The organism is Bifidobacterium sp. UTBIF-68, assembly GCF_006408855.1.
Classification (GTDB): Bacteria; Actinomycetota; Actinomycetes; order Actinomycetales; family Bifidobacteriaceae; genus Bifidobacterium; species Bifidobacterium reuteri.
On record NZ_JFAN01000035.1, the window covers coordinates 1 to 12,000 of the forward strand.

General features: G+C 60.6%; 13 protein-coding genes. 7 read left to right on the plus strand and 6 right to left on the minus strand.

Going from position 1 to position 12,000, the window contains the following annotated elements:
- Positions 1-362 precede the first annotated feature (362 nt).
- Complete coding sequence (locus BW14_RS12590) at positions 363-1,148, plus strand: transposase (RefSeq protein WP_081977828.1); 786 nt, start codon at positions 363-365, stop codon at positions 1,146-1,148.
- Between the two features lie 147 nt (positions 1,149-1,295).
- Positions 1,296-2,267 (plus strand): colicin transporter, encoded by a 972-nt coding sequence (locus tag BW14_RS09770; RefSeq protein ID WP_140490461.1) that lies wholly within the window; start codon positions 1,296-1,298, stop codon positions 2,265-2,267.
- A gap of 64 nt (positions 2,268-2,331) precedes the next feature.
- On the opposite strand, the gene BW14_RS09775 is transcribed toward BW14_RS09770, so the two are convergent.
- Genes BW14_RS09775 through BW14_RS09785 form a run of 3 tightly spaced genes read right to left on the minus strand, consistent with a single transcriptional unit; the run spans position 2,332 to position 3,187 of the window.
- The gene (locus BW14_RS09775; protein WP_044089584.1) at positions 2,332-2,706 is read right to left on the minus strand and encodes a hypothetical protein; all 375 of its coding nucleotides are present in this window, start codon (positions 2,704-2,706) and stop codon (positions 2,332-2,334) included.
- On the minus strand, positions 2,703-2,915 hold the full coding sequence (locus tag BW14_RS09780) for a hypothetical protein (RefSeq protein WP_044089583.1): 213 nt from the start codon (positions 2,913-2,915) through the stop codon (positions 2,703-2,705). The genes BW14_RS09775 and BW14_RS09780 overlap by 4 nt, the downstream gene beginning before the upstream one ends.
- Positions 2,916-2,956: 41 nt before the next feature.
- Positions 2,957-3,187, minus strand: a complete 231-nt coding sequence (locus BW14_RS09785; RefSeq protein WP_052382086.1) for a hypothetical protein — start codon at positions 3,185-3,187, stop codon at positions 2,957-2,959.
- Positions 3,188-3,326: 139 nt separating this feature from the next.
- Between BW14_RS09785 and BW14_RS09790 the strand changes: the two genes are divergently transcribed.
- Positions 3,327-3,752, plus strand: coding sequence for a hypothetical protein (locus tag BW14_RS09790; protein ID WP_044089582.1), 426 nt, complete (start codon positions 3,327-3,329; stop codon positions 3,750-3,752).
- Between the two features lie 196 nt (positions 3,753-3,948).
- On the opposite strand, the gene BW14_RS09795 is transcribed toward BW14_RS09790, so the two are convergent.
- A complete protein-coding gene (locus BW14_RS09795; RefSeq protein WP_044089581.1) occupies positions 3,949-4,959 on the minus strand; it encodes an aldo/keto reductase in 1,011 nt (336 codons plus the stop codon).
- Positions 4,960-5,302: 343 nt separating this feature from the next.
- On the opposite strand from BW14_RS09795, the gene BW14_RS09800 reads away from it, so the two are divergent.
- The gene (locus BW14_RS09800) at positions 5,303-5,737 is read left to right on the plus strand and encodes a MerR family transcriptional regulator (RefSeq protein ID WP_258185046.1); all 435 of its coding nucleotides are present in this window, start codon (positions 5,303-5,305) and stop codon (positions 5,735-5,737) included.
- 115 nt (positions 5,738-5,852) lie between these two features.
- Here BW14_RS09800 and BW14_RS09805 read toward each other — a convergent pair whose 3' ends face one another.
- Positions 5,853-7,175 carry a nicotinate phosphoribosyltransferase gene (locus tag BW14_RS09805; protein WP_044089580.1) on the minus strand — a complete coding sequence of 441 codons (1,323 nt, stop codon included), beginning with the start codon at positions 7,173-7,175 and terminating at the stop codon, positions 5,853-5,855.
- A gap of 452 nt (positions 7,176-7,627) precedes the next feature.
- Here BW14_RS09805 and BW14_RS09810 point away from each other — a divergent pair, with 452 nt between their 5' ends.
- From BW14_RS09810 to BW14_RS09820, 3 genes are all read left to right on the plus strand, one after another.
- The gene (locus tag BW14_RS09810; RefSeq protein WP_044089579.1) at positions 7,628-8,254 is read left to right on the plus strand and encodes a Pr6Pr family membrane protein; all 627 of its coding nucleotides are present in this window, start codon (positions 7,628-7,630) and stop codon (positions 8,252-8,254) included.
- A gap of 73 nt (positions 8,255-8,327) precedes the next feature.
- The gene (rph, locus tag BW14_RS09815) at positions 8,328-9,092 is read left to right on the plus strand and encodes a ribonuclease PH (protein WP_044089638.1); all 765 of its coding nucleotides are present in this window, start codon (positions 8,328-8,330) and stop codon (positions 9,090-9,092) included.
- A gap of 672 nt (positions 9,093-9,764) precedes the next feature.
- Positions 9,765-10,535: a non-canonical purine NTP pyrophosphatase gene (locus BW14_RS09820; RefSeq protein WP_044089578.1), complete on the plus strand. Its 771-nt coding sequence runs from the start codon at positions 9,765-9,767 to the stop codon at positions 10,533-10,535.
- Between the two features lie 164 nt (positions 10,536-10,699).
- Here the strand turns inward: BW14_RS09820 and BW14_RS09825 are convergent, their stop codons facing one another.
- The gene (locus BW14_RS09825; protein ID WP_044089577.1) at positions 10,700-11,701 is read right to left on the minus strand and encodes an AEC family transporter; all 1,002 of its coding nucleotides are present in this window, start codon (positions 11,699-11,701) and stop codon (positions 10,700-10,702) included.
- Between the last annotated feature and the right edge of the window lie 299 nt (positions 11,702-12,000).

A 12,000-nucleotide genomic window follows, 5' to 3' on the forward strand; every position in this document is an offset into this window, starting at 1 on the left:
TGAGGATGATAATTGCCACGGTGAAAGAGTCAATCGTTTGACGCCGATACCGTGGCAATTATTCGTGTCCCTGAATGACGATTTCGTTGTTTTTCACGTATCGGGACAAGCCTACTGTGCGGCGTCGCGCGGTCGTCGGTGATCTCGATGTCCAAAATGGCGGAATTCCGCGGTTTTGCAGATTGTCGCGATTGTCCCGGTAGATAATGTCAATCGTTTGACCGACGTTGTGGGCCAAATCGACTGTCCCGGAACCGGAAAAACCGCCGAATCGCGCTAGCGGGACAGAAAACTGTGTCCCGCTAGCGCAACCATGCGGTTATTTGCGCTAGCGGGACAATTATCTATGGGGCATCGCCGAAATGGAGGGCTCGCGTTCCGGCGTGCGCTCACATTCGTACTTGCGTGCGCGTTCGCACGTTCATGCGTGCATTTCGCGCGCCGCCACGCCCGTCGCACGCCATGTGCGGCGCGCGCTCGCGCTGCTCGACGCCGCGTCCGGGGTCGCGAACGAGGAGAACGCGCGCCGGCGCGGGGTGCGCGTGAACACGGTGCGCGCGCACCAGTTCCGGGATCAGACCCCCATCGCCGGCCGGCTCCACATCGCCCCTGTCTATACGCTCGAACAGGGAATCCAACGAACCCGACGAAACAAGACCATCCACCAGCTCACGGGCGGAACCCACGGCAACGGCACCATCGCCGCACCCTACTTCATCATGCGAGGTCACCATCATAATATCCTTTCACCCGGCAACCCCATACACAAACAATTAGACACCCTCGACGGTTTGCCCGCGGGGCTGGACGTGCACGTGATCGCGGACAACTACGCCACGCACAAGCACGCCGCCGTCAGGGCCTGGATCGGGACGCACCCCAGGTTCCACATGCGCTACACGCCCACGTCGAGCTCATGGCTCAACCAGGTCGGGCACTGGTTCGGGGACCTTGACCGGGACGCCATCCGCCGCGGCGTGTTCCCCAGCCTGCAAAGCCTCGTGGACAGCATCGACCAATACATCGATGCCCACAACCGCAATCCCCGCCCCTACACATGGACCGCCAGCGCCGAAACCATCCTCGCCAAGGTCAAGCACGCCAAAGACACCCTCAACCACTCAACCAATTGCGAGACAGACCACTAGCGTCTCTCGTTGGAAATTCGTTGTCTGGTTGCAACTATACGTATGCGGGTCCAATTGGCTGGGAAGCACTTATGCCGATCAATCCTCCGCTATCCACATCGTTTGCGTCTTGGAACTTCAAACCATGGCCTGTTCTACACTGAAACCATGCAAAATGAGAGAGATGGCGAAGAAACAGCAGGCACTCCTGCGGTGCAGACAAAGCGCCCCCAATGGCTGGTTCCTGTTATTGCGGCTGGTGCCGCCGTGGTCCTTGTGGCTGCGGGTGTCGGCGGATGGCATGTGTGGACGGTCCGTGAGCTTGATGCCGCCAAGTCGGCGTGCGCGACTGCGGCGGATCATACGCGGGAGGCGATGAACGCGTACAACCTGCTGCTCAACGGTGCCGCCGCCGAGGCGTCGAAGACGGTGAAGGATCAGGTGAAGGACGCGAAGACACTGGACACGCTGTCCAAGGCGTTGAAAGAGGAAACTCCCGTCTATGCGGGTTGCACGGCCGACGATACGAACGGCCTGAAGGATGCCGCGAACACGTTGGACGAGCAGACCGCATGGTATAGGACGCATGAGGAGAGCCTGTCGAAGACGGTGAAGGCGGTCAATGAATCCAAGGCGGCCAAGACCCTGGACACGGCTAGGGCGAACCTGAAGGCGAAACTGGAGGAGGCGTCCAAGCTGCTCGCGGATTCGGACGGCAAGGTGGCCGACAACGCGGTGCGTGACTCCCTGTCGAAGGCCATCGACGCCGGAAACAAGCTGAAGGACGGGAACGATCCGTCGAAACTGGACGAGGCGCGCAAGGCATTGGAGGATGCGGTCGGCAAGGTCAACGACAGCGTGAAGGCCAAGCAGGATGCGGACGCCAGGGCAGCGGCCGAAGCCCAGGCGGCCGCTGCGGCGCAGGCGCCGTCTTCCTCGTATGTGGGCGACGGATACCAGAGCTACGGATACGGCAGCAACAATGGGTATACGGGCGGTCACAATTACAACGGTAATGGTCAAGTTTCTGCTCCGTCTATAGGAAGCAACAGCGGACAGGCATCAAGCGGAGACGACTATCTCCACTACTGCGGAAATGGCACTTCAGACGGTAGCGATATCATTCTAAGACCATGCTGACCGACTGATTTCACATTCATCCCTTTATCTCCCTCGCCTCCAAGCCGGACGCATACGTTGTACGTCACGCGTTGACGAGCTGGTGCGCCCGCTGGTAGGAGACGCCCAGCATGATGCCGATATCACGCAGGGTCACGCCCATACCATGCAGGGTTTTGGCGGCGAGCCGGCTTTCGGAAGCGGCCTTGCGGGCTGATTCCTCCGACACCATGCGTTGCCGTTTCGACTCAAGCACATGCGATTCCACCGTTTCGGGCAGTCTGACGTGCACGTCAAGGTTGATGGACTCCGGCGCCTCGTCGGTCATGATGCTGATCAGATCACGCGCCATCACGTCCACCTCTTTGAGATTCAGAGCCTGGGTGACGCGTTTGACGGCGGGCACGTCCACCATCCATGCGTCTTCGTCTCTGGTGACGTTCACTTCGTAGGTTTTCATTTCCACCAGTCCTTTCCGAATTTCGGTTCGCATTCCCCGTAGATGGCTTTGGTTGTATTCTCTCGTATTTCGTTGTGTCGTGGCAGTGGGACGATCATGCCGTCGATGACGAGTTTTGAATGGTTGCCGCCTTCGAGGATTTCGAGTCGGCAGCCGTTCTTTTTCGCTTCGGCTTTGATTCGTTTGATGATGTCCTTGCGTTTCGTCACGAACTTAATTCTATCTTACTAGACACTAAATGTCAATAGCTCTAGACAAAGAGGGGGCCGTATGGCTCGGGAATCTTCCCGCCGTTGGCCTCCATGTCCGCAACGGCTTCGCCGGCGACTTTCTGGATGCCGTTCAGGGTTTTCGCCGGGGATTCGTCCAGCCAGCTCAGGCCGGGCAGTTCGGCGCAGGTTCCCACGTACTCCCCATCTTCGGCGGACCATTGGACCCGATATGAGTAATGGTTGACGATTACGCTGGTGTTCATGCTCATTTCATGCTCTCCTTCATGTCGATGGCTTTGAGGATTTGCCGTATCTGATAGGGCTTGGCGTTGCCGTCATGCCTCTTCGTGGCGGCATCTTCCCGCCTTTCCCGCCAACAACCCACACGAGACTGGTTCAATAGGAAACATGGGCATCCTATGGAAAATCAGCAAATGGTACAACCGCTACCAGTTCCTCATGTGGATCATCGGAATCCTCACCGCGATAGCCACACCCCTGGTCGGCTACGCATCCTACCTATTGAGCGCCAACAACCAGCATGCGGAACTCCTGTCGGACAGTCCCGAATACGCGGACGAGACGACCACATCCAACCTCCTCCAATGGTTGACCGGACAAGCACAAGGATACGGGCGGCTGCTCGGCATCATCGCCGTCTTGGGAATCCTTGTCATCGTGTTCTGCATCGTGTTCACCATCATCAACTGGATCGGAAGGCGCACCAAGGTCAGCGGCGTGGATGAGGCGGAGGAGCAGCAGGAGAAAGGTCGCCGTCAGGCCGCGGAGGATGACCGGTACGATGATTACGGCCAATCACGGGAATACGACTGACCTGCCACAAGCTAGCGGGACAATTATCCAGATCGTCGCCGAAATGGCGGGCCCGCGCTTCGGCGTGCGCTCACATTCGTACTTGCGTGCGCGTTCGCACGTTCATGTATCCGCATTCGCGCGCTCGCCATGTGCGCCGCGTCACGCCCATCGTCTGCCACTCGCGCCGCGGCGCCCGGCCGCTCGGTATCGTGTCTCAGCGCTGTGAGATCTCGTCGATGCGCTTGAGCTCCTCGTCGGTGAACGTGGTGTTCTTCAGTGCGCCGATGTTGTCGAGGATCTGCTGCGGCTTCGAGGCGCCGGCCAGCACCGAGGTCACCTTGCCGTCGTGCAGCAGCCATGCCAGGCTCATCTCCGCGAGCGTCTGTCCGCGTTCGGCGGCGAGGCTGTTCAGGTCCACCACCTGCTTGTGCAGCTTGTCGGTCAGCGCGGAGTTGTTGAGGAATCGCGGATCGTGGGCCATGCGGCTGTCGGCGGGAATGCCGTTGAGGTAGCGGTTGGTCAGGAGGCCCTGCTCCAGCGGACAGAAGGTGATGAGCCCCTTGCCCAGGCGGTATGCGGTTTCCTTGAGGCCGTTCTTCTCCACCGTGCGGTCGAGGATGTTGTACTTGTTCTGGTTGATGATGAACGGCACGTGCAGTTCATCGAGAATGGCCGCCGCCTTCTCCATCGTCGGACCATCGTAGTTGGACAGGCCCACGTACAGCGCCTTGCCGGAGTTCACGGCCTGCGCGAGCGCGCCCATCGTCTCCTCGAGCGGGGTGTCCGGGTCCGGGTGGTGGTGGTAGAAGATGTCCACATAGTCCAGTCCGAGGCGTTCGAGCGACTGGTCGAGCGACGCAAGCAGGTACTTGCGGCTGCCGAGGTCGCCGTAAGGGCCCTGCCACATCTCATAGCCAGCTTTGGTGGAGATGATGAGCTCGTCGCGATGGTGCTTGAAGTATTTGGCGAGCAGCAGACCGCAGTTCTTCTCCGCCTGGCCGGGTTCCGGGCCGTAGTTGTTGGCCAGATCGAAGTGGGTGATGCCGTTGTCGAACGCGGTGAAGACGAGCGACTTCATCTGCTCGAACGGGGTGATGTCGCCGAAGTTGTGCCAGAAGCCGAGCGAGACGGCGGGAAGCTTGAGGCCGGAGCGTCCGGAACGGTTGTAGGTCATCGTGTCGTAGCGATGCGGGTCGGGCTGGTAAGAGGTGGTTGGCTCGAACATGGCTCTCCTTTGACGCCGTGTGAGGTGCCGATGTGCACCGTGGCACGGGTGTGTGTCGGTTGCGTTATCGGTTATCATGGTTCCAGTTCAAGTGAACTTGAAGGCAAATTTCGGGCGATGGTTCGGCGTGTTGCGGTGGGTGCCGATGATTGGTGCCCGGCGGGCCGTCGGCCGGGAAAACCGGGAAAGGTACGGCGGGGAGGTCGGATTGAAAACAGATACGGTGATGATTCCGGCGGAGTCTGCGCGGACTGCGGCCGGTGCTGTCGCGGATGAACCGGCCGGCGGCGCCGGAGCGGGAGAGGTTTCGAACGTCGACAGCGCGCAGGGCGCTCGCGAGAGAATCCATAAGACATATACGATTCGCGAGGTGGCCGCACAGTTTCATATGCAGCCGTCCACATTGCGCTATTACGAGGAGCAGGGCCTGCTCACCAATGTCGGCCGTACGGAGACCGGGCAGCGCGTGTTCGAGGACTGCCATATCAACCGTCTGCGTGCGATCTGCTGCTTCAAGAACGCGGGCATGACCATCGATGATCTGAAGAAATTCTTCGTGTACGAGTCCGATGAGCCCGAACACATCGACGAGATCCTGGACTTGCTGGAATCGCGTCGCGAGGCCTTGGACGAGCAGCGCCGCGCGCTTGACGAGGCGGCCATGCATGTGCAGCGCAAACTGCACTATTACGGCGACATCAAGCGCGCGCTCGAAGCGGGCGAACCATTGCCCGACTGGAAGTACTACAAAACCCGCCTCTACTCAATCGACTGCTGAGTCGCCGTCACAGGACGGTGACTTCAATAACCGAGCCGTTAAGCGGGCAGCCCGGTGGGCTGCCGGTAGGCGAGGGGAGCGGCTGTGCCGCGACGGATTTCTACTGAAGCCGCCGTCACAGGACGGTGACTTCAGTAGAAATCACAGGCTCGCCCTTCATCAGCGATTGCGCGGTGATCGGCAGCTCGGCAAGCGCCTTGGCGCGGTATTCGTGCGCGGCCATGATGGCGTCATGCCCCTGCCAAGTCGAATCGATCGAGCCGTGGTCCACGAAATCGACCAGCAGATCCTTCCAGCCTTCCTCCGGCGTGAACGCGGCCAGCTTGTCTTCCGAGCCGGAGACGACATGCTCGGCTTCGGCCAGCGCGTACTCGTATGAACGATAGGCCAGCTTGCGGCCAGGCACTGTGGCCTTGTCCTTCGACTTCTTGGCAACAGGCTGCATCACGCCATCCGCGCCCTCGCGTTCGGTGAGCTTGTACACCATCGCGCAGGTCGGGGCTCCGGAGCCGGTCACCAGCATTGTGCCCACGCCGTACGAGTCGACCGGTGCGGTCTGCAGGGCGGCCAGTGCATACTCGTCCAGATCGTTGGTCACGGTGATGGTGGTGTTCGTGGCACCCAGCGCGTCCAGCTGGTTGCGCACGCGTTGCGCCATCGCGGCCAAGTCGCCCGAATCGATGCGGATGCCGCCCAATTCGGGGCCGGCCACTTCCACGGCGGTCTTCACGGCCTCCTCGATGTTGTAGGTGTCGACCAGCAGCGTGGTGTTCTTGCCCAGTGCCGCGATCTGCGATTCGAAGGCGTCGCGCTCGGAATCGTGCACCAGCGTGAAGCAGTGCGCGGCGGTGCCAATAGCCTTCAGTCCGTACAACTGTGCGGCGAGCAGGTTCGCGGTGCCTTTGAAGCCGCCGACCACTGCAGCGCGCGCCGCGGCCACGGCGGCCCACTCGTTCGTGCGTCGTCCGCCCATATCCATGCAGGGGCGATCCTTGGCGGCCGACACCATGCGTGAGGCGGCGGACGCCACGGCGGAATCATAGTTGAGAATCGACAGAATCAGCGTTTCCAGCAGCGTGCACTCGCCGAACGTGCCTTCGACCTGCAGTATCGGCGAGTTCGGGAAGAACATCTCGCCTTCTCGATAGCCCTTGATGGATCCGGAGAAGCGGAAGTTCTCCAGCCACCTGATGGTCTCCGGACTGACCACATGCCGGTCGGCGAGGAATTTCAGGTCCTCGCTGTCCAAATGGAAGCGTTCGAGCTCGTCCAGGATGCGGCCAGTGCCGGCCACCACGCCGTAGCGTCGGCCTTCGGGCAGGTGCCTGGTGAACACCTCGAATACGCATTTGCGATTGGCGGTGCCGTCCTTGAGCGCTGCATCGAGCATCGTGTATTCATACATGTCGGTCATCAGAGCCGGCGAATAATCGACCATTCCAAGCCTTTCCGTTGTCGTGCACTGTGGTGTTCCACTGTGCCTCACTGTGTCGTGGCGCCTCACTGTGTTGCATCACTGTGTGCTCCACCGTGTGCTCCACCGTGTCGATTCACTGTGTTTGCTGTCCCGCTTACCCAAGCTCACTACTTTTGGTTAAGTTGACTATTAGTGTAGTCCGATGGCGGCACCGCCGTCGCATGCCCAAGAACACTAGCTGCGATGACTTTGCGGCATTGGACCTGCGAGTCAGCGAAGACAGTCATAGATGGCCTGTGGATTAATCCTGAAGAACGTCCGACGATGTCTGACGTCATGAGCCGGGCTGGACTGGGGAATGTCCCGGAATAAGCCGCCCAAAGACAAGTGCCGCGCTTGCGCATCGGACCCGGGCCGTCTCCCGAAACTGAGTACTGATGAGTACTGATGAGTATTGAGTAGACTCATGAATCATGAGATTCATCGCGGCATTATGGCGGTTGGCCATCGCAGGATTCTGCTTCGTCGGAACGTATGAGGCCTGGTCCAAGCCGCAGTATTGGGTGTATTTCACATTCCAGACCGGACTGGTGCTGGGCGTGGTGATGCTGTGGGCCGGTGCCGCCACACTGCTGAAAGGCATCCAGCCGCCTGCATGGCTCAAGGGGTGCGTCACGCTGTACGCCGTCGTCACCGCGCTGGTGGCGTTCCTCCTGATGCCGCCCGACGATCCCGCCTATGTGCCGCAGGTGATCGGCATCATGACCAACACGATGCTCCACAAAATCGGCCCGATCATGGCGGTGATCGATTTCGTACTGTTCGACCCGCATCGCCGGTTCCGCTGGCATTACATGTTGTCGTGGCTGATCTATTTCCCTGTCTATCTGACGTTCGTGCTCATCCGCGCGGCATTGTGGCCAAATTCCGGCCCGGCCGCGGGCGGCAATCCGTATCCGTACGCCTTCATCGATCTGAAGGTGCTCGGCTGGCAGGGTTTCGGCGTCAGTTGCGGCAAGCTGGCGCTCGCGTTTGTGGCGCTCGCGTTCGCAGTGTGGCTGTTGGATCGTGCGCTGCCCAAGAAGGTCCTGCTCGGTTAGTATGCCGCAGTGTGCATAGCGAACGTTGCATTCGTGCTGTACGCGTCATGTGGGTGCGCGTATGCTTGGCCGCATGGCTGAAATCAAAGATTTGCTTCCCAATCATCAGATCATCCGCGCCGACGGCCGCCAAGTGGACGAACTGCGTCCGGTGCGCATCACCCGTCATTTCACCGATGCCCCTGAAGGCTCCGTGCTCATCGAATGCGGCAACACCCGCGTGATGTGCACCGCCACGTTCACTCCGGGCGTGCCTCGCTGGCGCAAGGATTCCGGGCTCGGCTGGGTGACCGCCGAATACGCGATGCTGCCGCGCGCCACCTCCGAGCGCACTGATCGTGAGTCCGTCAAAGGCAAGCTCGGCGGCCGCACGATGGAGATCAGCCGACTCATCGGCCGTTGCCTGAGGGGCGTCGTCGATATGAAGGCGCTGGGCGAGAACCAGATCCAGCTTGACTGCGATGTGCTGCAGGCTGATGGCGGCACCCGCACCGCTTCCGTCACCGGTGCCTACGTGGCGCTGGTGGATGCGCTGAACTGGGCGGAGAAGAACAAGCACATCAAGTCCGCTGCCAAGGTGCTGAAGGATTATGTGTCCGCCGTGTCGGTGGGTGTGATCAACGGAACGCCGATGCTGGACCTGCCGTACATCGAAGACAGTCAGGCCATGACCGATATGAACGTGGCCATGACCGGTTCCGGCACGTTCATCGAGATTCAAGGCACCGCCGAACACCGCCCGTTCAACCGCGCCGAGCTCGGTACGCTGCTCGATTTGGCGGAGAAGGGCAATCGCGAGCTACAGGCCGCCCAGCGTGCCGCGCTCGCCTTGGACTGATTGATGATGCGCGCGCACGTATTCGGCCCGATACCCTGGTCGTGGCGTGCTTTGACGCGCGTCGAGACCGGATGGCGTGCTGAGCCGTGTGTTGCGCCATGTGTTGTGTCGTTGCGGCGGTGTGCGCGGTGCGCATGATTCACACACTGCGCGCTGGACTCGCACCCATGCACATGACTCGCACCCGTGCGCATGCCTCATACCTGCGCGTATGCCTCGCACCCGTGCGCATGCCTCATACCCGCGCGTATGCCTCGTACCCACGCGCTGGTGGATGCCCCGCCGCCGGAAACCGGCTGTATGTTCGCGGCTTGACGAGGTGGTCGCGAACATACAGCCTGGAACGGCTCCTAAACTAGCTGTATGTTCGCGCGTGGTTCGTCAGCTCGCGAACATATGGCCGGGAACAGCGCCTAAACTAGCTGTATGTTCGCGCGTGGGTCGTCGGCCCGCGAACATACAGCCGGTTCAGGGTCCTCGTCGGTCGGTTTCAACCTGATTCTTCTGGCGCGCCCGGTCAGGAGACTCACAGAAGGACGACTGCATGCCCATGACGCACACGATTACGCACATATGCCATCCGCCCGCCCCGCTCATGCCGCACATATCGCACATATTGCACATATCGTTTTTGCATACTGGACACATACCGGACATACTGGAGGAACTGCAATGAAAATCGTCGTCGCCACGCATAACGAAGGCAAACTGGTGGAGATCCGCCGCATCCTCGAGGAGGATCTCGGGCCTGCCGCCGCGGACATCGAACTGGTGTCGGCCGGCAGCCTGCATCTGCCCGACCCGGTGGAAACCGGTGTGACCTTCCAGGAGAACGCGCTGCTCAAGGCGCGCGATGTCGCCGGCCGCACGGGTCTGCCCGCCATCGCCGACGACTCCGGCCTCATCGTGGATGTGATGGGCAACGCGCCCGGCATCCTGTCCGCGCGCTGGGCTGGCGCACATGGGCATGACAAGGCGAACAACGCGCTGCTGCTCGCGCAGATCGAGGATATACCGGACGACAAGCGCACCGCACGGTTCCGTTGTGCCGCGGCTCTGGTGGTGCCGGATACCGCAGCCGGCATCGATGTGACCGGTGCTGATGTAACCGGTACCAATGGTGGTGATACTGAAGCAGCCGCTGGCTCGACTGCCGGCGGTGCTCCGGTGGTCGGACGATACGCCATCGCATCCGAGGTGGTCAAGCTCGGCGAAATGCCGGGTCGCATCATCCGCAAGGCCCGCGGCGAGCACGGTTTCGGCTATGATCCGCTGTTCGTGCCCGATGACCAGCCGGCAGGCCGTACCAGCGACGAGCCGGGATATGAAGGCGAGCCGCTGACCAGTGCCGAAATGACTCCGGCAGAAAAGAACGCTATTTCCCACCGTGGCAAGGCATTGAAGGCTCTGGTGCCCGAGATCGAAGCATTGCTGGCTGAGTGATGCGCTGAGATGCGGTGGTGTGCACAAAGCAGCAAATGGTTTGCACACCACTCAATCAGAATTGGTATTACCTTGTTGGGCTCCCCATGCTAGGGATGCCGGTGAAGCCGGCTGCGGGACGGTTCACAAACATGTCAATCCTGACGAAACAGAGCCAAGCCCGCTCACACGCCCATCAGTGTGTGGGCGATGGCCATCAGCACCAGCGCGATGATGGCGGTCAACGAGAGCGAGAACCCGGCGAGCTTGGCGTTGCCCAGCACCTTGTCGGTGAACAGCGTGGAGAAGATGGCGATCGGCGCCAGGCAGGCGATGACCGCCACAGCGCGCACGGACGCATCGAACGGCAGCAGGAACCAGGCCGCCAGAGCGAAGACGATGCTGAACGGCACACGCCACGCCACCACGGCCAGCACCTCTTTGACGTCATGCCTGGATTGCGGCAAGTCCATCAGCATGCCCACCATCAGCATGGAGACCAAGGCGTTCGCATTGCTCAGGGGCTGGCAGAACGTGGCGATCCAGTCTGGAACATGCACGTTGAGCAGGGTCAGCACAATCATCAGCATATAGGTGTCGAACGGCACGGAGCCGAAGAAGCTCTTGAAGATGGTGCGTCCCAGTGCGCGGCGTGCGAGTCGTTTGGCGTCGCGGTCCTTGGGTTTCTCGTAGGGCAAGGTCGGCGCGGAGCCGGCATGCTGCTCGGCAAGTGTCTTGCCAGGTTGAATATGCAGAAGCTGCTGGGTGAGCACGTTCGTGCCGGCTGCGACCATGATGCAGTTGCCGATATCGAACATCGCGGCGGGCACCACTGCGCCCGCGCCCCAGAATGATTGCACCACGGGGAAGCAGAAGCATCCGAGATTGAACCCTGCTCCGTTGAGCATCAGGAATGCGCGGTCGGTCACATTGCGTTTGCGCGTGGTGACGAAGATGAACGCCACCGGCACGGCTGAGCAGATGAAGGCGAACGCCGAGAGCCAGAGCAGGGAGATGTCGTGCGGGTTCGTGGCGAACGAGTAGATGATCGCGCCGGGCAGCACCAGATTGAATTCGGCGGTTTGCAGAACGCGGTAATCCTTCTGGCCGAACAGGCCGAAGCGCCGGAACAGGTAGCCGGCAAGAATAATCAGCAGCAGGCCGACTGGCGTAAGTATGGCAGACACGACTCTCTCCTCGTTTTGCTTACTGTTTCACTATCCTCGCGGAGGGGGACGTCTCCCTGTGACGGCGGCCGCTGATGCCCATACCGTGGACGGAGCTGCCTTGCCGCCGTTGTCGATACTGCTGTTATTCGTTGCTGTTTATACCGTCGCGCAGCGTACGTGCTGCTCAGCGTACGTTTGGCGAGAAGTAAGGGCGTAAGACCTCAGCAAACGTACGCTGAGCGGGACTGAACATACGATTGCTGAGAAATGAGGAAGAAAACAACGGCAAGGAGAGGGGAATCGGGGAATCCCTGCTC